The sequence below is a fragment of the Variovorax brevis genome, assembly GCF_030317105.1.
In the GTDB taxonomy this organism is placed as follows: Bacteria; Pseudomonadota; Gammaproteobacteria; order Burkholderiales; family Burkholderiaceae_C; genus Variovorax; species Variovorax brevis.
In genome coordinates this window covers 198,199-222,391 of sequence record NZ_JASZYG010000008.1, presented here as the reverse complement: position 1 = coordinate 222,391, position 24,193 = coordinate 198,199, and the positions used below count along the sequence as shown (strand labels likewise).

The following is a 24,193-nucleotide window of genomic DNA, read 5'->3' as shown; positions in this document are numbered from 1 at the left end:
GCGCGATACGGCGGTCCAGTGCCGGCTGCAAGGCCATGGTCCGGGAGAGGATGAACAACGGGCATGGCGATCCATGCGCCGGTGAGCGCGGATCTGGGCCAGGTCTTCGCTTGCGCTATTTCGCGAGCGCCACGATGCGCGCCACAAGCGACATCACTGCGTTGTTCTGCGCCACCAACCCGGAAGGCGGCGGAATGCGCGCCGTGGTCGTCACGGCCAGCCTCAGCGTGGGCGCCACCAGCGCAAACTGCGCGCCGTAGCCCCACGCCCAAGCCACAGGATGGCCGCCCAGCGTGCCCGTGAACCACAGGTAGCCGTAGCCTGTCTTCGTCATCGGCGCGGCGCTCCACGTCGCCGGCACATGCGTGCGCAGGCTGTTGCTGACCCACTCCACCGGCACGACCTGCCTGTCGCCCCATCGGCCGTCGTTGGCCATCGTCCAGGCGATCCTGGCCATGTCGCGGGCACGCAGGCGCAGGCCCCTGTAGCTCATGACATGGCCCGCCTTGTCCCGCTCACCGGCATAGCGTTCGATGCCCAATGGGCCGAACAGGTCGCGCCTGGCTATCGCCTCGATGGACATGCCGTGCGCGTGAACGAGGATCGGGGAAATGAGCGACACCGCAGCGTCGTTGTAGACCCAGGTTTTCCTGGCCGCGTGGCTCGCATCCACGGGAAGGCCGAGCGCGTAGGCGACCGGATCAGGCGCGGCTTCCAGTTCGGCCATTTGCGTGCTGTAGTCATAGCGCAAGCCACTGGTGCCGGTGAGGATCTGTTCGAGCGTGATCGCATGCGCGGGCGAGCCCGGCGCCTTGTCCACCGCGGTCGGCAGGAGCTGGTCGACCGTCTGCGAGATGCTGCCGATCCTGCCTTGCGCCAGCGCCATGCCGACGAGCATCGAAGCCACGCTCTTGGTGGCGGAATGGACCGGTTGCAGATCGCCGGCCGAAGCACCGCCGTAGTACGCCTCGGCAACCAGCGCGCCATGCCGCACGACGAGAGGGCTTCTGATCACACCCAGGGATCTGGCGTCCTCAAGAATGGACTGAAGCGCGACGCCGTCGATGCCTTCGTCCGCCGGCGGGCGCGTGACCCACTCCCTGGCGTCGATTTCGCTGGCGAGGCTTGCAGCGGATGGAAGCAGCAGCCCCGCAGCAGCGGCCACGCTGCCGGCGATGAAGGTGCGACGCGGTGGTGTTCCTGTCAGCATCACTGCACAGAACCGATTACCGCGACATCGCGGGCCGCTGCGCCATGCCAAGCCGCCAGCGCTGCAGATGCGGGTGCTCTTCGCTTAGCTTGACCTTCACCACACGCGCAAAGTCGACGGCCACCACCGCGGTGATGTCGGCAATGCTCATCCTGTCCGCCGCGATGAAGTCACGCCCTGCCAGGCGCTCGTTCAGCGTCACGAAAAACTGCTGCACCCGCGCAAGGCCGCGCTGCGCCAACTCGGGGATCTGCGCATAGTCCACCGGCCCCGGCAGCGCCCGGTTGGCCATTGACGGCGCGCTGTTGCGCATCGCTTCGGCAATGGCGACGAGCCCTTCGAACTCGACGCGCCAGTTCCAGCTGGCGATCTCGGCTTTTTCTTGCGGCGTGCTGCCGAGCAAGGGCGGCTCGGGGTAGCGGGCCTCGAGGTACGCGGTGATCGCTGCGTTGTCGGTCAGCCGCAGGCCTTCTTCGGTGAGCAGCACGGGCACGGTGCATAGCGGGTTCACCTGGCGAAAGGCATCACCCAGTTGCTCGCCGTTGCGCAGGTCGACCTCGACCGTTTCATGAACGATGCCTTTTTCAGCGAGCAGGATGCGGGCGCGGCGCGGGCTGGGCGCGGTGGCGCAGTCGTAGAGGGTGATCATGGTCCGTCTGCCGGCTCGGCCAGCTTGTCTTGCGTCTGTGTGTCGAAGTCGGCGGCGTCATGCCGCTCGTGCAACTGGCTCGCGGGCTGGCCCCAAGTGCGGTTGACCATGCGCCCGCGCTGCACGGCGGGCCGCCTGGCAATCTCATCCGTCCAGCGCAGCACGTTCCTGTATTCCTGCACCTGCAGGAACTCGCCGGCTTCATAGATCTGGCCCTTGACGAGCGTGCCGTACCACGGCCACACGGCCATGTCGGCGACGCTGTATTCATCGCCTGCCAGGTAGGCGTTGTCGGCCAGGTGCCGATCGAGCACGTCGAGCTGGCGCTTGACCTCCATGGCGTAGCGGTCGATGGCGTATTCGATCTTGCCCGGCGCGTAGGCGTAGAAGTGACCGAAGCCGCCACCGAGAAAGGGCGCGCTGCCCATTTGCCAGAACAGCCACGACAGGCACTCGGCGCGCGCGGCACCGCCGGCCGGCATGAAAGCGCCGCCGAACTTTTCCGACAGGTGCAGCAAGATGGCGCCGGATTCGAACACGCGAACAGGCGTCGCACCGCTGCGGTCCAGCAGGGCCGGAATCTTGGAGTTCGGGTTGACCGCGACGAAGCCGCTGCCGAACTGCTCGCCTTCGTTGATGCGGATGAGCCAGGCGTCGTACTCCGCGCCGCGATGGCCCAGCGCCAGCAACTCTTCCAGCATCACCGTGACCTTGACACCGTTGGGCGTGGCCAGCGAATACAGCTGCAAGGGGTGACGGCCCACCGGCAGGTCCTTGTCGTGGGTCGGGCCGGCGATGGGCCGGTTGATGTTCGCGAAGCGGCCACCGTTGGCCTTGTTCCAGGTCCACACCGAAGGTGGCGTGTAGGGCGATTCGTCATTCATGCAATGGGTCTCCGTTCGGGGTGCGGGCGCGCACCGCTGCAGACTTTACGGGGTTGTTCGCCGGCGTGCATCGCAGGGCTGCGCTCGGGCGCCGGGCGCGTTCATGCGCATGCGCTTACAGGCCTGGATCCGCACAAACGATTTGGAACCACTGTCTGTACAAAAAGCCAGTGGCGATACGTCGCGGCACGTGCAACATCGCCCGCTGATGTCGGCGCCTTGGTGGGTGCCGCGTCATTCAGCCCGTCCTTGCGGGGACGAATTCGACAACCTTTGGAGCTTTACGTATGGCGAAGAGCAAGAAACCGAACATTCTGGTGATGTGGGGCGACGACATTGGCCAATCCAACCTGAGTTGTTATACGAAAGGGATGATGGGCTACCGCACGCCCAACATCGACCGGATCGCGAAGGAAGGGATGATCTTCACCGACGCCTATGCGGAGCAAAGCTGCACGGCCGGTCGGGCCTCGTTCATCACCGGCCAATGCGGTTTGCGTACCGGCCTGACCAAGGTCGGCCTGCCCGGCGCGGAGCTGGGCCTCAAGGCCGAGGACATCACCATCGCCGAGGCGCTCAAGCCGCTGGGCTACCGCACCGGCCAGTTCGGCAAGAACCATCTGGGCGACCGCGACGAGCACCTGCCGACCATGCACGGCTTCGACGAATTCTTCGGCAACCTGTACCACCTGAACGCCGAGGAAGAGCCCGAGGAAGTCGACTACCCCAACGCGAAGGACTTCCCCGATTTCAAGAAGAAGTACGGCCCGCGCGGCGTGCTGCACTGCTATGCCGACGGCAAGGGCGGCCAGAAGATCGAGAACACCGGTCCGCTGACGAAGAAGCGCATGGAGACCTGCGACGAGGAGTTCATGGCTGCGGCCAAGAAGTTCATCCAGGCCGCGCACGATGCGGGCGAGCCCTTCTTCGTTTGGTTCAACACCTCGCACATGCACGCGTGGACGCACGCGAAGCCGGAGAGCCTGGGGCAATCCGGCCGCTGGCAGTCCGAGTACCACGACGTGATGATCGACCACGACAAGCACATCGGCGAGATGCTCGACTTCCTGGACGAACTCGGCATTGCCGACAACACCTTCGTGAAGTACAGCACCGACAACGGCCCGCACATGAACACCTGGCCGGACGCGGGCACGACGCCCTTCCGCAACGAGAAAAACTCGAGCTGGGAAGGCGCCTACCGCATTCCCCTGGTGCTGCGCTTTCCCGGCAAGATCGAAGCCGGATCGGAGTCGAATGAAATCGTGAGCCACCTGGACTGGTTCCCGACCATCCTCGCGATCGCCGGCGAACCCGACATCAAGGAAAAGCTCAAGAAGGGCCACAAGATCGGCAAGACGACCTACAAGGTCCACCTCGACGGCTACAACCTCGTGCCCTACCTGACGGGCAAGGAAAAGAAGAGTCCGCGCCCCGGCTTCATCTATTTCACCGACGACGGCGACGTCGCGGCGCTGCGTTACGACAACTGGAAGATGCTGTTCATGGAGCAGCGCGTGACCGGCACGCTGAAGATCTGGCAGGAGCCCTTCGTGGTGCTGCGGACGCCCTACATCTTCAACATGCGGATGGACCCGTACGAGCGCGCGCAGATCACGTCGAACACGTTCTACGACTGGATGTTCAGGCACATCTACCTGCTGGTGCCGGCGCAGGCCGTCGTCGCGGAGTTCCTGGCGACTTTCAAGGAGTTTCCACCGCGGCAGAAGTCAGCGAGCTTCAGCCTGGACCATGTCATGGAGAAGATGTCCGAGGCCTCGAGCGGCGGCGGTCACTGAGGCGATGCACGGCCGACACTGCGACGGCTCACACCGTCGCAGTGGTGGGTTTCACCTGCGCGCGGTTCCGGGGTCGTTGGGTCGCAGCGCGGCGTCCACTACGCCCGGCCTGCGCCAGGCAATCAATGCCAGCAACGGCCCCGTCGCGGCCGTCGTGACCAGTGCCATCACCAGCAGCATGGTGAACAGTTCGGGACCGATCAGGCCGACGTCCAGTCCCACCTTGATGACGATGAGTTCCATCAGCCCGCGCGAGTTCATCAGCGACCCGGTCGCCAGGCTCTCGGGCCATCCGTAGCCGCACAGGCGCGCACCCGTCGCACCGCCCGCGATTTTTCCGACGCTCGCCACCAGCAGGATCAACAGGAGCATGCCCAGGCCCGCATGGCCGAAGGCGGCTGCGCTCGTGCCCAACCCGGCCAGCGCAAAGAAGATGGGCATGAGCACGACCACCGACAGCGGTTCGATGCGATCCGTCAGCGCGTGGAGCAGGCGGTCGTCACGTGGCAGTGCGATGCCGAACAGGAACGCGCCGAACACGGCGTGCAGATGCAGCCGTTCGGTGAGCATGGCGCTCACGAACACGCCGATCAACAGCACGGCCAGCACCATCGGCGAAGGCACCCCATCGGGCGCATGAACGCGCAGAAACTTTGCGAGCAAGGGCCTCACCACCAGCAGGATCGCGCCGACCATCGCGAGCAGGCCCAGCACGATGCGCCCGAAGCCACTCCATCCACCGGCGCCGGTGCTGGCCAGCGCCACGACCAGCGCCAGCAGGAGCCACGCCAGCGCGTCCACCACGCCGGCGGCGGCGAGCGACAGTTGCCCGATGCGCGTGCGCGTGAGCTTGCGGTCCTTGAGGATGCGCGCCAGCACCGGAAAAGCGGTGATCGACAGCGCGACGCCCACGAACAATGCAAAGGGCCAGAAGGCCACGCCAGGCGGCGCCAGTTCAGCATGCAGCACCGGCGCGATGACAACGCCGAGCACCATGGGCAGCACCATGCTCGAGACGGCCACCCAGCCCGCCGCCTTCAGCGGAGAACCCATGCCGCCGGGCGCACGAAGCTCCGCACCGACGATGAACATGAAGAGCACCACGCCGACGTTCGCCAGCGCTGACAGGCCGGCGAGCGAAGCCGGCGGAAACATCTGCTGGTGCCACTGCGGGAAGAGCGCGCCGAACACGATCGGCCCGAGCAGGATCCCGGCCGCCATCTCCCCGATCACCATCGGCTGGCCCAAGGCGCGAAGGGCCAGGCCGCACACGCGGGCGGTGACCAGGATGACGGTGAGCTGCAGGAAAAGGAGGGTGAGGGACATCGATGGGCCGGGCGATCGGATCGGCCGGTAGTATCCCTCCATCGCGTCGCTGGTGGTCGCACGCCGGCGAGCACCTCGCGCTTGAACGCACGTTCACCTTGAAGGCCGCCGGGCCATGCGGCCCGGCGCCCAATCGTCACTGCGCAGGCTTGAAGAACGAGCTCATCGCCGTCTTGCTGGAGCGCCCGCTTTCGATGCGGTTGACTTCGGCCATGTATTCCGGCCCGTTGCGCATGCGGGTGTAGTTCGCCATGCGCTGTGCGTAACCCGGATTGCCCGACATGCCGTCGTAGTCGTTCGTCAGGCCGAGACCGGCGCGCATCCACAGGTTGCGGTCGGCCGCCACCTCGACGCGGCTCACGGCGCCGGGTCCCGCATCGGCCGGGCCGACACGCAACTCCTGCGGCGCCGTGGCCGGGCCCGCCGCCACGTAGGCGGCCGTCACCGCGGCGCGGCTCTGGGTGCTGGTGAACGTGATGGGCGGGCCCACCCATTGTTCAGCCGGAACGGTCTGCGCCGAAGCGACGGCAGCGGACAGCGAGAGAGCGACGATGCCCAGGACTTGCTTGCGATTCATGATGAAATCTCCTATGCCTTGTGTGTGATGTGGATTGGCAGCGTGAATTCGCGCCACCACGGAACGTACTGTCCGCTTCGGCACTCAATCTGGCAGTGCGTTTTCGCACACCTTTGTGATGGTGGCGTGAGTGTGTTGTCGCCACATCGAACGGAGTCGGTGCCATGTCGTCGGTTACACGGTCCAGTCTGGCTTTGCAGTCGGTGCGCCTGTTCGAGGGGCTGGCTGCCGCACGGCTCGATGCCCTGGCGCAGGCCTGCCGATGGCGCAGCCTGCCGCCCGGGCACACGCTGGTGCAGCGGGCCGAGCCCGAGACCGACGTGCACTTCGTGATCTCGGGCGAACTTCGCGTGACCATCTTTTCGCTGGGCGGACGACAGCTCACGTTTCGGGAAGTGGGCGCCGGCGGGCACTTCGGCGAGATCGCGGCTATCGACGGCGCGCCCCGCTCGGCCGACGTGCTCACGCTGCGACCGAGCGTGGTCGCGTCGCTGGATGCCGCCACTTTCATGACGCTGGTGCGCGAGGAGACCATCGTGGCCGACCGCGTGATGCGCGGCCTGTGCCGGCTGGTGCGCGAAGTGTCCGAACGCGTGATCGACCTGAGCACGCTGGGCGTGCAGAACCGGGTGCATGCCGAGCTGCTGCGCCTGGCACGCAAGGCCGGCTGCGAAGGCAACCGCGCGCGCCTGGACCCCGCCCCCACGCATGCCGAGATGGCCAGCCGCGTCAGCACCAACCGCGAGCAGGTGACGCGCGAACTCAACGCGCTGGTCGCGCGGGGCGTGCTGGGCAAGGAAGGGCGTGCGCTGCTCCTGCACGACGTGCAATTGCTGGAGCGCATGGTGGCGGATGTGCGCGGGGAGCAGTGAGGGGCGCCAATGTGCGAGGATGGCCATCGGAGCATTGATGATGAGGTCAGCGTGATGCCCAACCCATGGAAGCGTCGTTTCCTGCTGTTCATCCGGCGCTTCTGGCAGCCGACCAGCGCCTGCATGACTTGCATGCCGGGAAGCCTCGGCAACCTCTTGAGCACCGCCCATTGGACGATCGCGTTGCAGACCGGGCTGTTGACCGGCATTCTCGCGCTGCTGCTGAGCTTCACGCCGGCCATGAAGCTCTACGCGAATCGCTATGGCAACGCCTTGCTCGTGGGCTTGCTGACGATGATCGGCGACTGGTTCTCGCATCCAGGCCACTACTTCATGCCGGGACTGGAGGGTGTGGTGACGGGTGTCGTTTCCGGCCTGTTCGCGCTGGCAGGTTCGTATTTGTTTGAAGACCGCGCCCGCAGGCTGCGCGCGCTGTGGGCGCGGCTGCGCGGCGTCCAAGCGAAGCGGCCGTGACCGACGCGAAGCGGGGTCTGTCTCCCCAAACAGGGCGAGCCGGAAAACGACGTCGCGTTGTAGATTGACTCATACCTTGAAGACTCACGGAGGACGGTATGGTGACTCTCACGATGATGCAGACCATGTGGCCGCAGAACAATGACACCCCCCGCAGGCCTGACGCGCAATTGCTCCAGGGCATCGCCGTCGACGCGCCCACCATCTTCGCCAGGCACGGCTTGAACAACGACAGGCTGGTCGCCCATGCCATGTCCCAGTTCAGCCACGAATGCGGCAACGGCCGCACGATGACGGAAAACATCAACTACAGCCCGGCGCGCGCGGCGGCGGTGTGGCCTACGCGTTTTTCGAGCGCGGCGGATTGCGAGGCCAAGGTCGGATGCAGCGGCGCAGACCCGGCGTTTCCGACGAGATTGATGGACCTGGTGTATGGCAAGCGCAATGGCAACAGGCCCGGAACGAGCGACGGCTCCAAATACATCGGCCGCGGCCTGGCGCAGGTCACCGGACGTGCGAACTACGAGACGCTGGGCAATCAACTGGGCCTCGACCTGGTCGGCCAGCCGGAGCTGGTCACCCACCCCCAGCATGCCCTGGAATGCGGCGTTGCGATGTTCGTCCTGCGCGGCTGCGTGGCGCCCGCCCAGGACGACGACGTGCGAGCGGTGACGAAGTGCATCAACGGCGGCCAGATCGGCCTGCAGGACCGCAAGCTCAAGCTGGAGCAGTGGAAGAACGCGCTGCTGCAACAAGCGTTGAACCGGCTCGGCGCCAACCCCGTTCTCTTGACGGACGGGGCATTCGGCAAGAAGTCGATCGACGCCCTGATGGCTTTTCAGCACAGCCACGGCCTGCCATCCAACGGTCGCCAGAACGATTCCGCCACGCTGGCGGCGATCGAAAGCGACATCGCCGCCCTGCCTTGAAGCCCGCGCTTGCCGCGGCGATTCAGGGGCTGGAGCGCTCGATGATCTCCTGCCCCATCAAGGCACATGTGCCGGGCACCCTGGCATAGATGAGCCGCATGCGGTAGTTGGCGCGGTAAACATAGCCGGCGACCTCGAGCACATCGAAGAGTTGCCGCTGATTGACGGGATTGCGCAAGGGCGCGAGAACCTTGACCGTGTCGTCCACGCCCACATCGGCCTCGTTCGTGCCGGCGCCTGCGTGAAAGAGCAGCAGCAGCTTCGCCTGCTTCAGCGCATCTGCGGCGCAGCGGTGCGTCGACTGGGCCTGGGCGAGCGTGCAGGAAAGCAGGAGCACGAGCAGGAGTGGAAGGTTCTTCATGGGGAGACCCTGTCTCGGGCACGCCAATCGATCGATTGCCGGACTCTACGCGACAGCCTGGTCGGTGCGACGTTCCACAAGGAAAAAGAGCCGTCAGCGCGAAGCTGCAGGCTCTTTTTACAACGTGGAAAAGCCGGTTTCAGAACGGGATGTCGTCGTCCATGTCGTCGAAGCCCGACGACGACTTGGCGGGTGCCTGGCGCGCAGCGGGTGCGGGAGCGCGCGGCGCCGCAGCCGGGGGGCGCGAGTAGCCGCTGCCGCCGCCACCACCGCCGCCATAACCATCGTCATCCCCACCACCCGACGGGGCGCCCTGTCCTTGGCGGCTGCCCAGCATCTGCATTTGGTCGACGCGGATGTCGGTCGCGTACTTTTCGACGCCGTCCTTGTCGGTGTACTTGCGGGTGCGGATCGAGCCTTCGACGTAGATCTGCGAGCCCTTGCGCAAATATTGCGCGGCGATTTCAGCCAGGCGGCCGTTGAAGACGAGGCGGTGCCACTCGGTGGCTTCGCGCATTTCGCCGCTTTGCTTGTCCTTCCACTTGTCGGTGGTGGCAATGGTCACATTGCACAGCTGGTCGCCACTTGGAAAGGTGCGGGTTTCGGGATCGCGGCCGAGATTGCCGACGAGGATGACTTTGTTGACCGATGCCATGATGTGCACTGCCCCTGATAAATGGGTGAAGGAGTAGGAAACCGAGCATTGTGCCCGATGCCGGCCACCCTTTTCGGCCGGACCCGCGCGCCCCTGCCCCGATGTCAGAATGCGCCAGAACGATGAACCGCGAGCCCGACTTCCTCGAAAACCTGCGCGCCGAGTTCTCGGGCTGGCGACTCTGGATCGACCGGGCGATCGTCCTGGGCTACGCGGTGGCGGCGGGGCTCTTTGTGGTCGGCTTCACCATCGCGAGCGACTGGGCCTTCGCGCTGTTCCAGCGCATCTCCGCCGGTCCCTATCCGTGGGCGGTGCTCATCTGGACGCCTGCGCTGACTGCCACCATCGTCTGGGTCACGCGGCGCTGGTTTCCGGGCACGGCGGGGTCGGGCATCCCGCAGATCAAGGCGGCATTGCACCCGGCCTTGCCGCCCGAGCGGCGCCCGGCGTTCGTGTCGCTGCGACTGACGGTCGCCAAGATCGTGCTGGGTGTCGCCGGCTTTGCGGCCGGGCTTTCCGTGGGGCGCGAAGGGCCGTCCGTGCAGGTGGCCGCCGGGGTGATGCAGCACGCGCGGCGCTGGCTGTCGCCCGGCAGCACCATCGATGCGCGGGCCTTGCTGGTGGCTGGCGGCGCAGCGGGCATCGCCGCCGCCTTCAACGCGCCGCTGGCCGGCGTGGTGTTCGCCATCGAGGAGTTGTCGGGCCGGCTCGAAGCGCGTTCCAGCGGCCTGATCATCACCGCCATCCTGCTGGCCGGCCTGGTGGCGGTGTCGGCCTTTGGCAACCAGTCGTATTTCGGGGTCATCAAGGTGCAGCGGCTCGGGTGGGACCTGCTGCTGCCCGGCCTGCTCGTGGCGCTCGGCAGCGGCGTCGCGGGCGGCTTTTTCTCGCGGCTGCTGTCGCTGTCGCTCACCGGCGCGCCGGAGCGGCTGAATCGCTGGCGCGCACGCTGGCCCGTGCGATTCGCGGCGGCGGGGGGCGTGGCCATTGCCATCATCGGGCTGGCGTCGGGCGGCGCGACCTTTGGCGCGGGCTCCGAGGCGGTCAAGCAGATGCTGGCGGGCGAAAGCGACTTCACGCCCTTCTACTCGTTGCTCAAGTTCATGGCCACCTGGCTCACGGCATGGTGTGGCGCGCCGGGCGGCATCTTTGCGCCTTCGCTGTCCATCGGGGCGGGGCTGGGCCACGCCGTGTCGCATGTCGCCCAAGCCGATCTGGCGCCCGCGCTGATTGCCATGGGCATGGCAGCCTTTCTGGCGGCCGTGACACAGGCGCCGCTCACCGCCTTCATCATCGTGATGGAAATGGTCGACGGCCATTCGATGGTGCTGAGCCTGATGGCCTCGGCCATGCTGGCCAGCCTGGTGTCGCGCATGATCAGCCGCCCGCTTTACGAGACGCTGGCGCAGCACATGGTGGCCTCGGCCGTCAGCACGCCGGCGCCGGTCGGGCCCGTCGCCGCACCCGCCCCGCCGGATTCCCCCGAAGTCCCGCCAAAGCAGTGAAAGCGTCGGGCGTCTATCATGTCCGGTTGCCCTCAAGAAGCTCCCGCCCGTGAACGCCCCCATTGACGACGCCTACCTTGGCGCAGTGCTCGCGCAGCAGCGCATCAGCATCCGCGGCGCCCGCACGCACAACCTGAAAAACGTCGACCTCGACATTCCGCGCAACAAGCTGGTGGTGATCACCGGCCTGTCGGGCTCGGGCAAGTCGAGCCTGGCCTTCGACACGCTGTATGCGGAAGGCCAGCGGCGCTATGTGGAAAGCCTCTCGGCCTATGCCCGCCAGTTCCTGCAACTGATGGACAAGCCCGACGTGGACATGATCGAAGGCCTCTCGCCCGCGATCAGCATCGAGCAGAAAGCCACCAGCCACAACCCGCGCTCCACCGTGGGCACGGTGACCGAGATCCACGACTACCTGCGCCTGCTGTTCGCCCGCGCCGGCACGCCGTATTGCCCCGACCATCATTTGCCGCTGCAGGCGCAGACGGTGAGCCAGATGGTGGACCATGTCTTGGCGCTGCCAGACGAGCCGCGCCTGATGATTCTTGCGCCGGTCGCGCGCGAGAAAAAGGGCGAGTTCGTCGAACTGTTCGCCGAGATGCAGGCCGCCGGCTACGTGCGATTCCGGGTCGACGGGCAGACTTATGAAGTCACGGACCTGCCCAAGCTCAAGAAGACCGAGAAGCACGACATCGACGTCGTCATCGACCGCCTGCGTGCGCGGCCTGACATGCAGCAGCGCCTGGCGGAAAGCTTCGAGGCCGCGCTGCGCCTGGCGGAAGGCCGGGCCATTGCCCTCGAACTGGGTGCGGAAGGCGTGGCCGACAAGGAACACCTCTTCAACGCCAAGTTCGCCTGCCCCATCTGCCACTACTCGCTGGCCGAACTGGAGCCGCGCCTGTTCTCCTTCAATTCGCCGGTGGGCGCCTGCCCGGCCTGCGACGGCCTGGGGCACCGCGAGTTCTTCGACCCGTCGCGCGTCGTCGCCTTTCCGTCGCTCAGCATGGGCAGCGGCGCCATCAAGGGCTGGGACCGCCGCAACGGCTACTACTTCAGCATGGTCGAGTGCATCGCGAAGCACTACAAGTTCGACGTGGATACGCCCTTCGAGCAGTTGCCCGCGAGCGTCCAGCAGGTGCTGCTGCATGGCTCGGCCGAGGAAGACATCAAGTTCAGCTACACGATGGAGTCGGGCGCGTCGGCCGGCAAGAAGCTGACGAAGAAGCACCCCTTCGAAGGGATCATCCCGAACATGGTGCGGCGCTACCGCGAAACCGACTCGACGATGGTGCGCGAAGAGTTGGCCCGCTACCGCAACGTGCAGCCTTGCCCCGACTGCGGCGGCGCGCGCTTGCGGCGCGAGGCGCGCAACGTGTTCCTGGTCAACGAGCCGACGCAGGAAGGCCTGGAGCCCACGCGCAAGGCGATCTACGAGATCAGCCACCTCACGCTGCGCGAAAGCCTGGCCTACTTCCAGACGCTGCGCCTGCGCGGTGCCAAGGCCGATATCGCGGACAAGGTCGTGCGCGAAGTCGGCTTGCGGCTCAAGTTTTTGAACGACGTGGGCCTGAACTACCTGAGCCTGGACCGCAGCGCCGAAACGCTGTCGGGCGGCGAGGCGCAGCGCATCCGTCTCGCCTCGCAGATCGGCTCGGGCCTGACGGGCGTGATGTACGTGCTCGACGAACCCAGCATCGGCTTGCACCAGCGCGACAACGACCGGCTGATCGGCACGCTCAAGCACCTGCGCGACATCGGCAACAGCGTGATCGTCGTCGAGCATGACGAAGACATGATCCACGCCGCCGACCACGTGATCGACATGGGGCCCGGCGCCGGCGTGCATGGCGGGCAGGTGATGGCGCAGGGCACCTATCAGGAAGTGGCCGCGACCCCGGAGTCGCTCACCGGCCAGTACCTGTCGGGCACGCGCAAGATCGCCGTGCCGGCGCGCCGCACGCCGTGGCTGCCGGTGGTGCGCAAGGCGGGCGAGGAAGAAAAGAGGAAGCCCTCGCGCTTTCCCCCCAGCCCGGCGGCCGAACGCCGTGCGGCACGCGAAGCAGCACATCTGGCCAGCCAGGGCGACCTGCAGGAAATCCGCGTGGTCGGCGCCACGGGCAACAACCTGAAGGACGTGAACGTTGCGTTCCCTGTGGGCGTGCTCACGTGCGTGACGGGCGTGTCCGGCTCGGGCAAGTCCACGCTGGTGAACGACACGCTGTATGCCGCCGTCGCGCGCACGCTGTACCGCGCGCACGAAGAGCCCGCGGAGCACGAAGCGGTGGAAGGCATCGAGTACTTCGACAAGGTCATCAACGTCGACCAGTCGCCCATCGGCCGCACGCCGCGCAGCAACCCGGCGACGTACACGGGCCTGTTCACGCCCATCCGCGAACTGATGGCCGAGACCAACACCGCACGCGAACGTGGCTACGGCCCCGGGCGCTTCAGCTTCAACGTGGCGGGTGGCCGCTGCGAAGCCTGCCAGGGCGATGGCGTGGTCAAGGTCGAGATGCACTTCCTGCCCGACGTCTACGTGCCCTGCGAGGTATGCCATGGCCAGCGCTACAACCGCGAGACGCTGGAGGTGCAGTACAAGGGCAGGAACATCGCGCAGATCCTGGACATGACGGTCGAGACCGCGCATGAATTCCTCAAAGCGGTGCCGACCATCGAGCGCAAGCTGCACACGCTGCTGGATGTGGGGCTGAGCTACATCAAGCTCGGTCAGGCGGCGACGACCTTGTCAGGCGGCGAGGCGCAGCGCGTCAAGCTCGCGCTGGAGCTGAGCAAGCGCGACACCGGTCGCACGCTCTACATCCTGGACGAACCGACCACCGGCCTGCACTTCGCCGACATCGAGTTGCTGCTGAAGGTCTTGCATCAGTTGCGCGATGCAGGCAACACCATCGTCGTGATCGAGCACAACCTGGACGTGATCAAGACGGCGGACTGGGTCATCGACATGGGTCCGGAAGGCGGCGCGGGCGGCGGCACCGTGGTGGGCGAGGGCACGCCCGAGGCGATTGCCGCCAACGGGGCGAGCCATACAGGGCACTACCTGAAGCGGCTGCTGCCCGGCGCGTAGGCGCGCCGCCCGGGGCAAGCGCATCCGGGCGTCCTCTACGGATGGCTGCCCATGGCCTGCTGCACCAGTTGCGCGAAGTCGTCGATGGCGAAGGGCTTGGCAATCATCCGCATGCCCGGCCCCAGGAACTCCGCCCGTGTGCGCACATGCTCGGCATAGCCGGTCATGAACACGACGGGAAGCGCCGGTCGGCTCCTGCGCGCAATCTCGGCGACCTTGCGTCCGTTGATCCCGGGCAGGCCAACGTCGCTGACCAGCAGGTCGATGCGCGCAGTCGATTCCAGGATCGGTATCGCCGACGTTCCGTCATGAACGTGCATGGTCCGGTAGCGCAGGCTGTCCAGCACGTCGAGCACCAGCAGGCGCACGGAGGGATCGTCTTCGACCACCAAGACGACCTCGCCCTTGCCCAGCGGCAGTGCAGGCGCGCTGGAAGTCCGCGCCATCGCCGGGCTGTCGTCGACCCTGGCACGCGGCACATGGAGCGTGACGGTCGTTCCTGCGCCCAACTCGCTCTGGATGAGCACCTGGCCGTGCGACTGCTGCGCAAAGCCGTACACCATCGACAGGCCCAGGCCCGTGCCGCGGCCCGTCGGCTTGGTCGTGAAGAAGGGCTCGAAGACCTTGGCGAGCACCTCGGGCGACATGCCGCTGCCGGTGTCGGTCACGGAGATGGCGCAGTAGTGGCCGGGCGCCAACTCGTGCTGAGACGCGAGCGCCTCATCGAAATACATCGCCGAGGTGCGGATCCGCAATTCGCCGCCATGGGGCATGGCATCGCGCGCATTGATGGCCAGGTTGAGGATCGCGCTTTCGAGCTGGGCCCCGTCGCCGAATGCCGCGCCGACACCCGCATCCAGCGACAGTGCCAGCCGCACGTGCTCGCCCAGCGTGCGATGCAGCAACTCGCCCATGGAGCCGATCAGCTCGTTCACGTCCGTTGGCCGCGGGTCCAGCGTCTGCTGCCGCGAGAAGGCCAGCAGGCGTTGAATCAGTGACGTGGCGCGCTGCGCCGATTGCCATGCCACGCCCATGTAGCGATCCAGCCCGTCGTACCGGCCCTGCGCGATGCCCCTGCGGATGAGTTCGATGGGCCCGGTAATGCCCAGCAGCAGGTTGTTGAAGTCGTGCGCGATACCGCCGGTGAGTTGGCCGATGGCTTCCATCCGCTGGCTCTGGCGCAGGCGCGCTTCCGACTCGCGCAGCGCCGTCACGTCGCGGCCGACCGCGTGCATCAGCCGTTCGTCGGGCACGGCCGTCCATGACAGCGTGCGGTAGCCGCCGTCCTGGTGGCGCACGCGGTTCTCGATGCCCGACTGCAACTGCCCGCCCCGCAACCGGCGGAACTCGGCCACGGTGGGCCCGACGTCATCGGGATGCAGCAAGCTGACAAATCGGCTGCCCAGCAGCTGCGCTTCGCTCCAGCCGAGCAGCGCCTGCCAAGCCGGGTTGACCGCCACGATCCGCCCGCTCATGTCGACCATGAGCATGACGTCGGACGACAGCTGCCACAGGCGATCGCGGTCGCGTGTTCGTTCGACCACGCTTTGCGCCAGCCGGTCGTGAGCGGTCTTCTGGTCATCGATGTCGGTGTTGATGCCGACCCAGCGCAGTGCCGAACCCGTGTCGTCGCCGCCCTGCAGCGGCTGCGCGCGTGCCAGGTGCCAGCGCCAAGCCCCGTCATGGCGGCGCAAGCGCACTTCGTTGACGTAGGCATTTCCTGTGGCCAACGCGTGCGCCCAGAGTTGGCCGACGCGCGCCATTTCTTCGGGGTGCATGATTCGTGTCCAGCCCTCGCCCATCAGTTCGGCCATGTCGAGGCCGGTGTAAGCGCACAAGCTCTCGCTGGCCCAGTCCATCAGGCCGTCCACATCCGCCGTCCAGACCTGGCCGGGCATCTCCCGTGCCAGCGCGCGGAACCGGGCTTCGCTCTGGCGCAGCGTGGCCTCGGCGTGCTTGTCCGCCGTGATGTCCTGCACCACGCCGCGGATGAGCACGGTCTTGCCCGATTCGTTGCGCACCATCTCGGCGCGGCGCGCGATCCAGCGCACGGCGCCATCGTCGGCACGCCGGATCTGGTATTCCACCTCCAGCGGCGCCGTTCCATTGACGCGACTGTCGCGCGTGGACATGCGATCGTTGCGGGTCGTGCGCAACTGCTCGAGCTCGGCATAGGGATACACCTCGCGTACCGGCACGCCGAAGATGCGGCAGAACTCGCCCGAGACGCTCATGGCGTCGGATTCGACATCGAGCGTGAAAACACCGATGCCTCCGGCCGCCTGGGCCATCTGCAGTTGCTCCCTGCTGTCGCGCTCCTTTCTCTCGCTGGCGGCCAATGCGCGCATCGCGTGAACGCGTTCGGAGGTCTCTGTCACGGTGCAGAACATGCCGCCAATGCTGCCGTCGTCGTCCAGCAGCGGAGACCACGAAAAGTCGAAATACAGTTCCTGCAGCGCACCGTCGCGAAACAGGGTGAACGCGCTGTCGCGTGCGCTGATGGTCTCGCCCTGCACGCGAACCCGTTCGAACATCGGCAGCAGGTCGCTCCACACTTCGGGCGAGAGCCTGGCGGCCTGGCGACCCAGCGTCGCAGGATGCTTTTCGCCCATGGTCTGCGCATAGGCGTCGTTGTACAGGCAGAGGTAGTCCGGGCCCCAGAACACGGACATCTGGGCCGCCGATCGCAGGATGAGATCGACCGCGTTGCGCAGCGCCCGCGGCCATCGATCCGGCGGGCCGAGGGGCGTTGAATCCGGGCCGAAGTTGCGTATCAACCCGGCAATTTCGCCGCCGCACGCCGGCCAGCAGGCGACCGGGTCGTCATTGCTCATGGCGCGACGGCGTTTCGCATGGCCCGCTCCACCAGGTGCGCGAGTGCATCGATGGCGAAGGGTTTGGCAATGATCTGCATGCCTGGCGCGAGAAACTCGGCGCGCGCGCGAACCTGCTCGGCGTAGCCGGTCATGAACACCACAGGAAGGGCGGGACGCCCCTGGCGCGCGATGTCGGCGACCTGCCGTCCGCTGAGGCCGGGCAGGCCGACGTCGCTCACGAGCAGGTCGATGCGCTCGACCGATTGCAGCAAGGCCACCGCAGTGTTGCCGTCGCGCGCATGCAGGGTGCGCAAGCCGAGTTCGGCCAGCACGTCGAGCACCAGCAACAGCACGGCCGGGTCGTCTTCGACCACCAGCGCCACTTCGCCGCTCCCCGGAGGCAGCGGTGCGTCGGGGAAGGCATCCGCCACGAGCACACCCTCGGCCGACAAGCGGGTGCGCGGCAGGTACAGCGTGACGGTGGTCCCCACGCCCACCTGGCTCTGGATGCGCACCAGGCCCCGCGACTGCTGGGCAAAGGCGTAGACCATCGACAGGCCCAAGCCGGTTCCCTCGCCGATGGGCTTGGTGGTGAAGAACGGGTCGAAGGCCTTGGCCATCACCTCGGCGGTCATGCCAGTGCCGGTGTCGGTCACCGTGATGGCGCAGTAGCGGCCGGGCGCGAGGTCGTGGTGGCGCGTGTCCTCCTCGCCGAGCAGGACGGTGGCGGTGCTGATGCACAACTCGCCGCCGTGGGGCATGGCGTCGCGCGCATTGATCGCCAGGTGAAGGATCGCACTCTCGAGTTGCGCCATGTCGCCCATGGCAGCGCCGGCATCCGCGCCCGCCGCCACCGTCAGGCGCACCCTTTCGCCGAGCGTGCGATGCAGCAATTCCCCCATGGCGCCGATGATGGCGTTCACGTTCAATGGCCTGCGGTCGAGCGCCTCGCGCCGCGAGAAGGCCAGCAATCGCCCGACCAGCGTTGCAGCCCGCTGGGCCGACTGGTTGGCGGCGTCCACGTAGCGCTCCAGGCCGTCGAAGCGGCGACGTCCCAGGCGCCGGCGCATGAGCTCGATGGGCCCGGTGATGCCCAGCAGCAGGTTGTTGAACTCGTGCGCGATGCCGGCGGTGAGTTGGCCGATGGCTTCCATCTTCTGGCTCTGGCGCAATTGCGCTTCGGATTCACGCAGCGCCGTGACGTCGCGCCCCACCGCTTGCAGGAAGCGCGTGCCGAGCACGCCGGTCCATGCCACGGTGCGGTAGCCGCCATCTGCATGGCGCATGCGGTTTTCGATGCGCAGCTGCCTTTGCCCGCGCGGGAGGCGGTGCAGCTCGGCGTTGGTGGGCGCGACATCGCCGGGATGCATCAGCGCGGTGAACGAGCTGCCGATCAGTTGGGCCTTGGTCCAGCCCAGCAGCGCCTCCCACGCCGGATTGACCGCCACGATGCATCCGGAAAGGTCGGCCATGAGCATGATGTCGGCCGACAGCTGCCACAGCTGGTCGCGCTCGCGCGTGCGCTCGACCACGCTTTGCGCCAGCCGATCCTGCGCCATCTTCTGGTCGTGGATGTCGGTGTTGATGCCGACCCAGCGAGTGGTCGGATTCAGGTCGTCGCCGCCTTCCAGCGGCTGGGCGTGCGAGAGATGCCAGCGCCAGGCGCCGTCGTGCCGGCGCAGCCGGCCTTCGTTGATGTAGGCCGCGCCGGTGTCCAGGGCCTGGGCCCAGAGCCTGCCGGCGCGCGGCAGGTCGTCGGGGTGCACGACGCGGGCCCAGCCGTCGCCCAGCAGGTCGTCATGGCCGAGCCCCGCATAGGCGCTCATGCTCTCGCTGACCCAGTCGATCAGGCCATCCGCCGTGGCCGTCCACACCTGGTTGGGCATCTGGCGCGCCAGCAAGCGAAAACGCGCCTCGCTGCGTTGCAGCGTGGCTTCGGCCAGCTTCCGGGCGGTGATGTCCTGCACGACGCCGCGCAGCAGCACCGGTTTGCCGGCGTTGTTGAAGACCAGCTCGGCACGGTGCGATATCCAGCGCGTGGCGCCATCGTCGGCGCGGCGGATCGGGTAGTCCGTCTCCAGCGGGGAGATGCCATCGCCGCGGCTCTCGCGGCTGGGCAGGTTGTCGTCCTGGCTGATGCGCAGGCGCTCGATCTCGGAGAACGGAAAGGACTCGCGCACCGGCACGCCGAAGATGTTGCAGAACTCGCTCGACGCGCTCAGCGTGTCGGTCTCGATGTCGTGCGAGAACACCCCGATGCCGCCGACCGTTTGGGCCATTTGCAGCTGCTCGCTGCGCTCACGCACCTTTTTTTCGCTTTCCGCCAGCGCTCTCGCAGCCCGCACGCGCTCGGTGGTTTCCGTGGTGACGCAAAGAATTCCTCCGACGCGGCCATCGTCGTCGAACACCGGCGACCATGAGAAGTCGAAGAACAGTTCCTCGGGCTGGCCTGTGCGATTGAGAACGAAGGGCCAGTCGCGACCGCTCACGGTTTCGCCGCGATGGAAAACACTGTCGAACTTCGGCTTGAGTTCGTCCCAGATCTCCACCGAGAACTCCCTGGACGGACGCCCCAGGTTGGCGGGGTGCTTGTTGCCGATGGTCCGGGCGTGCGCGTCGTTGTAGATGGCGATGTAGTCCGGCCCCCAGTAGACGGACATCTCGGCCGACGAACGCAGCATCAGGTCGACGATGTTGCGCAGCGCCCGCGGCCATTGATCGGTTGGGCCGAGCGGTGTTGATTCCGCGCCGAGCTTGCGTATCAGTTCGGCGCATTCGCCGCCATGCGCCGGCCAGCGGCCGGTGCGATCGGTATTGCTCATGGAGCGAGGCCTCCCCTTTTTTATGGCCTTGATTTGCGGCCATCGTCGTGCCGCGTCGAAGCAATGTATCAAGTGCAGGGCACTCTTCCGCTCCGTGCTTGCCCCATGAGACCTTTCGCGCCAACGCCGCGGTGTCACCACGGCGTGCGCTGCGACGGCGTTCTTTGCTGGCTCAGGCGGCGCGCAGTTCGGGTGGCCTGCCGGTGGTGCGCCGCAGCGCCGCGCCACCGGCCTTGCGCATTGCGCCTTCGCTGCGCAAGGCCTCGTACAGCGCCGAATCGCCCGCGCGCCGCGCCGCTTCCATGGCAGTGAGCTGGATCAGGCTGCGCTGCGCCTGGCTGCCGCCGTAGCCGAGATTGGCGTGCAGCAAAGGCAGCAAGCGGCGTGCGCAATCGCTGTAGCGGCCGTCGCCAAAGGCCATCACCGCGTCGCACAGCGTCGGCGCATGCAGCCACCACGGCGCGGGCGACGCGGCCGGCGCGGCGTGGATGGCATCGCTGGCGGCCTGCATGTGCGCGCGGTCGCCCGAGCCGACCTGGGCCAGCAGCGCATGCGTGTCGTTGAACACCGACCAACCCCACGTCGCCTGGTCGCGCCAGCGGGCGGCGAGTGCGTGCCAGCGTCCCTCGACATCGACGCCGCGCAAGCCCAGCCGCCACAGCAGCGCACTGGCATCGACCAGGTCCAGCGCCATCGACGCCGGGCCGGGTGCGATGGCGCGGTCGTACAGCGCGAGTGCGGAGGGCTCGTCGTCGTTGTTCAGGTGCTGCAAGGCGAGGTGCCAGAAGTTGTGCACGGCCAGCGCGTTGTCGCACTGCCAGAGCGTGTTGCCGTGGGTGAGCCAGCGGATGCCCTCCTCGACGCGGCCTTGCATCTCGTAGACATGCGCCACGGCATGCACCGCCCAGGTGTCGTGCGGGTTGCGGTCCAGCGCTTCCAGGCCAAGGGCTTCGGCGCGGGCGTATTCGTTGCACTCCTCCAGGCCAAAGGCGTGCATGCCCAGCACGTAGCTGTAGCCCGCGTCACCCTCGCCCCACTGGCCCAGCGCGCGGCCGATGCGGTCGCGCAACAGGGTGGGCTGGCCCAGCACCAGGTCGGCCATGTGGGTGAGTTGCAGCGCGAAGAGGTCGCGTGGATGGTCGATCAGGTGGCGGTCGAGCAGCCGATTGGCGCCACCCATGTCGCCCCCGGTCCAGGGCGCGAGCGCGCGCAGCAACGAGGCTTCGCGCGCAGTCGGTCGGCGTCTTTCGCACGCCGCCGTCGCGGCAGCCAGGCTCTGGCGCGCCAGCGGCAGCACCTGGCCGTCGATGGCGCTCAGCATGAAGCCGGCCATCATCAGGTGCCCGGCGATGAAGTCGGGGTCTTCGTCCAGCGCCGGTTGCAGCACGGCAACCGGCTCGGTGCGCAGGCTGTTGAAGAGGTCCAGCGCGTGTTCACAAGCGGCCACGGCGGCCGGGCTGTCGGTGGAAAGCGCCTCACCGCGCGCGTCATGCAGTGTCATGGTCACTCCTTGAATGAAAGGCAGCGCCAGCGTAAGTTCGGGCGGCGTTTTGCACCGCAGCCATTCCCGCAAGCAACCTGACGTTTCCGCCAGCGAGGGCACCATGTCCAGCGAAACCGCTATCCCCGGCGTCGCGATTCCCGTCGTCGCCATCCTCGTCACCCCGGAAAGCGCCGCCTCGGTGGTGTACGGCATGTACGACCTGTTCAAGTGCGCGGGGCGCGACTGGCCGATGGTGGCCGGCGGCCCACCCGGCGCGCCGCTGCTCGATCCGGTGATTGTGAGCCGCGCGGCAGGCATCGTGCGCGCGGCCAACGGCGTGCCGATCGAGGCGCACCGCAGCCTGCACGAGATGCCGGCGCCGACGGTGGTCTGCGTGCCCGAACTCCTGATCTCGCCAAACGGGTCGCTCGACGGCCTGTTCGACGCGGAAGCCGCCTGGGTGCGTCAGAGCCACGCCACGGGCGCGCTGCTCGCCACCGCCTGCTCGGGCGCGATGCTGCTGGGCGAAGCCGGCCTTCTGGATGGCGAGGACGCCACCACGCACTGGGCCTTTTGCGACGCGATGCAGCGCCGCTACCCGCTCGCGCGCGTGCGCCCGCAGCGCGCGCTGGTCGCGGCCGGCGACGGGCAGCGACTGGTGATGGCGGGCGGCGGCAGTTCGTGGATGGACCTGGCGCTGTACCTCATCGCGCGCCTTGCCGGCATCGAGGCGGCGATGCAGGTCGCCAAGCTCAACCTGATCGACTGGCACCACGTGGGCCAGCAACCCTTTGCGCGCGTGGCCTGCGCGCGCCAGGTCGACGACGCGGTGATCGGCCGCTGCCAGGCGTGGATTGCCGACCACTACACGCACCCCGCGCCCGTCGCGGCGATGACGGAGCACAGCGGCCTGGCCGAGCGTTCTTTCCAGCGCCGCTTCAAGCTCGCGACCGGCATGACGCCGATGGAATACATCCAGACCTTGCGCATCGAGGAAGCCAAGCACCTGCTGGAGACCACGGCCGATCCGGTCGAGGCGGTGGCCGGGGAAGTGGGCTATGACGACGCGGCCTTCTTCAGCCGCCTGTTCCGGCGCAGCGTGAACCTGTCGCCGGCGCAATACCGGCGGCGATTCAGTGGATTGCGGGCGGTGCTGGCGGAACCGGGGACAGCGCTGAACAGGTCCGCGTGATGGCGCGCGCGATGGCTTTGCTCCGTGGCGTCAGGGCATGACCTGCGAGGTCATCGACGCCGTCCAGCGCGTGCACGACATTGGATGCAAGCGGGCACCGGGCGGTGTCCGCAACCACCGGGCCGACATACAAAGGCCAAGGACTTGCACCATGAACGGCATCAACATCCTCCCCCTCGCAGTGGCACTGCTCATCGGCATCGCCGCCCTCGGTTCCTGCCTGGGCATCGGCAACCTGGGCGGCAAGCTGCTGGAAGGCACGGCCCGCCAGCCCGAGCTGAAGGACCAGTTGCAGACCACCTTCTTCCTGGCGGCGGGTGTGACGGACGGCGCCTTCATCATCGCGACCGGCATCGCGCTGTGGTTCGCGACGGCGAACCCTTTTGCCTGATGTGCTCGCCGCGGCTCAGCGCATGCCGATCTGCACGTCGCCGAACAACGACTTCTGGTCGCGCGGCTGCGAGCGCCAGTACTGCGGCGGCGCCTCGACCTGCGCGCCCAGTTCGGCGGCGGCGCGCCACGGCCAGTGCGGCTCGAACAGCATCGCACGCGCCAGTGCCACCAGATCGGCCTGGCCCTTGGCGATGACTTCCTCGGCCTGCGACGGCTCCGTGATCAGGCCGACTGCGACCACGGGGATGTCGAGCTCAGCTTTCAGGCGTTCGGCCAGCGGCACCTGGTAGCCCGGGCCGAGCGGAATCTTCTGCTGCGGCGAGACGCCGCCGGAGGACGCATGGATGAAGCTGCAACCGCGCTCTTGCAGCGCCTTGGCAAACACGATGGCCTGCTCGATGTCCCAGCCGCCATCGACCCAGTCCGTGGCCGACAGGCGCAGGCCGACCGGCATGCGTTGCGCCGGCACGGCGGCGCGCACCGCGTCGAAGACTTCGAGCGGAAAGCGCATGCGCTTGTCGAGCGATCCCCCGTAGGCGTCGTCACGGCGGTTGCTGATGGGCGACAGGAACTGGTGCAGCAGGTAGCCATGCGCGCCGTGCAGCTCGATGCCGTCGAGTCCGAGTGCGTCGGCGCGTTGCGCGGCACGGACGAAGGCGGCCTTCACGCGCGCCAGGCCGTCGGCATCGAGCGCCACCGGCGGCGGCTCGCCCGGTGCGTGGGGCAGCGCGGAAGGGGCAACAGTTTCCCACGCGCCTTCCTCAGGGCGCAGGCTTTGCCCGCCGTCCCACGGCACGTGGCTCGACGCCTTGCGCCCCGCGTGCGCCAGTTGAACGGCCACCTTGATGCCCGAATGGCGGCGGATGGCGGCGATCACGCGGGCCAGCGCAGCTTCGTTGTCGTCGGAGTACAAGCCCAGGCAGCCAGGCGTGATGCGCCCCGGCTTCTCCACCGCCGTCGCCTCGATGATCAGCAAACCGGCGCCGGACAGCGCCAGTTGGCCGAGGTGGATCATGTGCCAGTCGACCGCGTTGCCGTCGTCGGCGGTGTACTGGCACATCGGCGCGATCACGATGCGGTTGGGCAGCGCGAGCGGGCCGAGGGCGAAGGGGGAGAAAAGGGCGCTCACAAGTCAGTTCCTCTGAAAAAGCACTGGCG

Annotated in this window: 19 protein-coding genes; 8 read left to right on the top strand and 11 right to left on the bottom strand. The window is 67.3% G+C overall.

The features are described from left to right. Window positions 1-115: 115 nt before the first annotated feature. The 3 genes from QTI66_RS24905 to yghU are packed head-to-tail and all read right to left on the bottom strand — an operon-like array spanning window position 116 to window position 2,743. Window positions 116-1,210, bottom strand: coding sequence for a serine hydrolase domain-containing protein (locus QTI66_RS24905; RefSeq protein ID WP_286562735.1), 1,095 nt, complete (start codon window positions 1,208-1,210; stop codon window positions 116-118). A gap of 16 nt (window positions 1,211-1,226) precedes the next feature. Next, window positions 1,227-1,859, bottom strand: a complete 633-nt coding sequence (locus tag QTI66_RS24900; protein WP_286562734.1) for a glutathione S-transferase family protein — start codon at window positions 1,857-1,859, stop codon at window positions 1,227-1,229. Next, complete coding sequence (gene yghU / locus QTI66_RS24895) at window positions 1,856-2,743, bottom strand: glutathione-dependent disulfide-bond oxidoreductase (protein WP_286562733.1); 888 nt, start codon at window positions 2,741-2,743, stop codon at window positions 1,856-1,858. Before yghU ends, QTI66_RS24900 begins: the two co-directional genes overlap by 4 nt. Before the next feature lie 287 nt (window positions 2,744-3,030). Between yghU and QTI66_RS24890 the strand changes: the two genes are divergently transcribed. Further along, the gene (locus tag QTI66_RS24890; protein ID WP_286562732.1) at window positions 3,031-4,542 is read left to right on the top strand and encodes an arylsulfatase; all 1,512 of its coding nucleotides are present in this window, start codon (window positions 3,031-3,033) and stop codon (window positions 4,540-4,542) included. A 51-nt stretch (window positions 4,543-4,593) separates the two neighbouring features. Here the strand turns inward: QTI66_RS24890 and QTI66_RS24885 are convergent, their stop codons facing one another. Then, the gene (locus tag QTI66_RS24885) at window positions 4,594-5,868 is read right to left on the bottom strand and encodes a cation:proton antiporter (protein WP_286562731.1); all 1,275 of its coding nucleotides are present in this window, start codon (window positions 5,866-5,868) and stop codon (window positions 4,594-4,596) included. Between the two features lie 136 nt (window positions 5,869-6,004). Next, window positions 6,005-6,445: a hypothetical protein gene (locus QTI66_RS24880; protein ID WP_286562730.1), complete on the bottom strand. Its 441-nt coding sequence runs from the start codon at window positions 6,443-6,445 to the stop codon at window positions 6,005-6,007. 164 nt (window positions 6,446-6,609) lie between these two features. Here QTI66_RS24880 and QTI66_RS24875 point away from each other — a divergent pair, with 164 nt between their 5' ends. The 3 genes from QTI66_RS24875 (at window position 6,610) to QTI66_RS24865 (ending at window position 8,720) form a co-directional block, all read left to right on the top strand. Continuing rightward, window positions 6,610-7,317, top strand: coding sequence for a Crp/Fnr family transcriptional regulator (locus QTI66_RS24875; RefSeq protein WP_286562729.1), 708 nt, complete (start codon window positions 6,610-6,612; stop codon window positions 7,315-7,317). 54 nt (window positions 7,318-7,371) lie between these two features. Beyond that, the gene (locus QTI66_RS24870; RefSeq protein ID WP_286562728.1) at window positions 7,372-7,791 is read left to right on the top strand and encodes a hypothetical protein; all 420 of its coding nucleotides are present in this window, start codon (window positions 7,372-7,374) and stop codon (window positions 7,789-7,791) included. Window positions 7,792-7,889: 98 nt separating this feature from the next. Beyond that, window positions 7,890-8,720, top strand: coding sequence for a peptidoglycan-binding protein (locus QTI66_RS24865; protein WP_286562727.1), 831 nt, complete (start codon window positions 7,890-7,892; stop codon window positions 8,718-8,720). 22 nt (window positions 8,721-8,742) lie between these two features. On the opposite strand, the gene QTI66_RS24860 is transcribed toward QTI66_RS24865, so the two are convergent. Both QTI66_RS24860 and ssb read right to left on the bottom strand, forming a co-directional pair. Continuing rightward, window positions 8,743-9,081: a hypothetical protein gene (locus QTI66_RS24860; protein ID WP_286562726.1), complete on the bottom strand. Its 339-nt coding sequence runs from the start codon at window positions 9,079-9,081 to the stop codon at window positions 8,743-8,745. A gap of 139 nt (window positions 9,082-9,220) precedes the next feature. Then, window positions 9,221-9,736, bottom strand: a complete 516-nt coding sequence (gene ssb, locus QTI66_RS24855) for a single-stranded DNA-binding protein (protein WP_286562725.1) — start codon at window positions 9,734-9,736, stop codon at window positions 9,221-9,223. Window positions 9,737-9,858: 122 nt separating this feature from the next. Between ssb and QTI66_RS24850 the strand changes: the two genes are divergently transcribed. Continuing rightward, window positions 9,859-11,241, top strand: coding sequence for a chloride channel protein (locus QTI66_RS24850; protein ID WP_286562724.1), 1,383 nt, complete (start codon window positions 9,859-9,861; stop codon window positions 11,239-11,241). A gap of 49 nt (window positions 11,242-11,290) precedes the next feature. Further along, window positions 11,291-14,329 carry an excinuclease ABC subunit UvrA gene (gene uvrA / locus QTI66_RS24845; RefSeq protein WP_286562723.1) on the top strand — a complete coding sequence of 1,013 codons (3,039 nt, stop codon included), beginning with the start codon at window positions 11,291-11,293 and terminating at the stop codon, window positions 14,327-14,329. A 35-nt stretch (window positions 14,330-14,364) separates the two neighbouring features. Here the strand turns inward: uvrA and QTI66_RS24840 are convergent, their stop codons facing one another. The 3 genes from QTI66_RS24840 to QTI66_RS24830 all read right to left on the bottom strand — a co-directional run bounded on the left by QTI66_RS24840 (window position 14,365) and on the right by QTI66_RS24830 (window position 21,468). After that, window positions 14,365-17,163, bottom strand: a complete 2,799-nt coding sequence (locus tag QTI66_RS24840; protein ID WP_286562722.1) for a hybrid sensor histidine kinase/response regulator — start codon at window positions 17,161-17,163, stop codon at window positions 14,365-14,367. After that, entirely contained in the window at window positions 17,160-19,967 is a 2,808-nt protein-coding gene (locus QTI66_RS24835; protein WP_286562721.1) for a hybrid sensor histidine kinase/response regulator, read from the bottom strand. Before QTI66_RS24835 ends, QTI66_RS24840 begins: the two co-directional genes overlap by 4 nt. Before the next feature lie 172 nt (window positions 19,968-20,139). Then, on the bottom strand, window positions 20,140-21,468 hold the full coding sequence (locus tag QTI66_RS24830) for a tetratricopeptide repeat protein (protein WP_286562719.1): 1,329 nt from the start codon (window positions 21,466-21,468) through the stop codon (window positions 20,140-20,142). A 103-nt stretch (window positions 21,469-21,571) separates the two neighbouring features. Here QTI66_RS24830 and QTI66_RS24825 point away from each other — a divergent pair, with 103 nt between their 5' ends. Both QTI66_RS24825 and atpE read left to right on the top strand, forming a co-directional pair. Further along, on the top strand, window positions 21,572-22,642 hold the full coding sequence (locus tag QTI66_RS24825; protein WP_286562718.1) for a GlxA family transcriptional regulator: 1,071 nt from the start codon (window positions 21,572-21,574) through the stop codon (window positions 22,640-22,642). Between the two features lie 151 nt (window positions 22,643-22,793). Beyond that, on the top strand, window positions 22,794-23,033 hold the full coding sequence (gene atpE, locus QTI66_RS24820) for a F0F1 ATP synthase subunit C (RefSeq protein WP_286562716.1): 240 nt from the start codon (window positions 22,794-22,796) through the stop codon (window positions 23,031-23,033). A gap of 15 nt (window positions 23,034-23,048) precedes the next feature. Here the strand turns inward: atpE and QTI66_RS24815 are convergent, their stop codons facing one another. Next, the gene (locus QTI66_RS24815) at window positions 23,049-24,164 is read right to left on the bottom strand and encodes an NADH:flavin oxidoreductase/NADH oxidase (RefSeq protein ID WP_286562715.1); all 1,116 of its coding nucleotides are present in this window, start codon (window positions 24,162-24,164) and stop codon (window positions 23,049-23,051) included. Between the last annotated feature and the right edge of the window lie 29 nt (window positions 24,165-24,193).

Coding starts and splice junctions, on each gene's coding strand:
- QTI66_RS24850 (WP_286562724.1), top strand. CDS start 9,859: ATGAACCGCGAGCCCGACTTCCTCGAAAACCTGCGCGCCGAGTTCTCG.
- atpE (WP_286562716.1), top strand. CDS start 22,794: ATGAACGGCATCAACATCCTCCCCCTCGCAGTGGCACTGCTCATCGGC.
- QTI66_RS24875 (WP_286562729.1), top strand. CDS start 6,610: ATGTCGTCGGTTACACGGTCCAGTCTGGCTTTGCAGTCGGTGCGCCTG.
- QTI66_RS24860 (WP_286562726.1), bottom strand. CDS start 9,081: ATGAAGAACCTTCCACTCCTGCTCGTGCTCCTGCTTTCCTGCACGCTC.
- QTI66_RS24905 (WP_286562735.1), bottom strand. CDS start 1,210: ATGCTGACAGGAACACCACCGCGTCGCACCTTCATCGCCGGCAGCGTG.
- QTI66_RS24835 (WP_286562721.1), bottom strand. CDS start 19,967: ATGAGCAATACCGATCGCACCGGCCGCTGGCCGGCGCATGGCGGCGAA.
- yghU (WP_286562733.1), bottom strand. CDS start 2,743: ATGAATGACGAATCGCCCTACACGCCACCTTCGGTGTGGACCTGGAAC.
- QTI66_RS24830 (WP_286562719.1), bottom strand. CDS start 21,468: ATGACACTGCATGACGCGCGCGGTGAGGCGCTTTCCACCGACAGCCCG.
- QTI66_RS24870 (WP_286562728.1), top strand. CDS start 7,372: ATGCCCAACCCATGGAAGCGTCGTTTCCTGCTGTTCATCCGGCGCTTC.
- QTI66_RS24825 (WP_286562718.1), top strand. CDS start 21,572: ATGTCCAGCGAAACCGCTATCCCCGGCGTCGCGATTCCCGTCGTCGCC.
- QTI66_RS24840 (WP_286562722.1), bottom strand. CDS start 17,163: ATGAGCAATGACGACCCGGTCGCCTGCTGGCCGGCGTGCGGCGGCGAA.
- ssb (WP_286562725.1), bottom strand. CDS start 9,736: ATGGCATCGGTCAACAAAGTCATCCTCGTCGGCAATCTCGGCCGCGAT.
- QTI66_RS24900 (WP_286562734.1), bottom strand. CDS start 1,859: ATGATCACCCTCTACGACTGCGCCACCGCGCCCAGCCCGCGCCGCGCC.
- QTI66_RS24890 (WP_286562732.1), top strand. CDS start 3,031: ATGGCGAAGAGCAAGAAACCGAACATTCTGGTGATGTGGGGCGACGAC.
- QTI66_RS24880 (WP_286562730.1), bottom strand. CDS start 6,445: ATGAATCGCAAGCAAGTCCTGGGCATCGTCGCTCTCTCGCTGTCCGCT.
- QTI66_RS24885 (WP_286562731.1), bottom strand. CDS start 5,868: ATGTCCCTCACCCTCCTTTTCCTGCAGCTCACCGTCATCCTGGTCACC.
- QTI66_RS24865 (WP_286562727.1), top strand. CDS start 7,890: ATGGTGACTCTCACGATGATGCAGACCATGTGGCCGCAGAACAATGAC.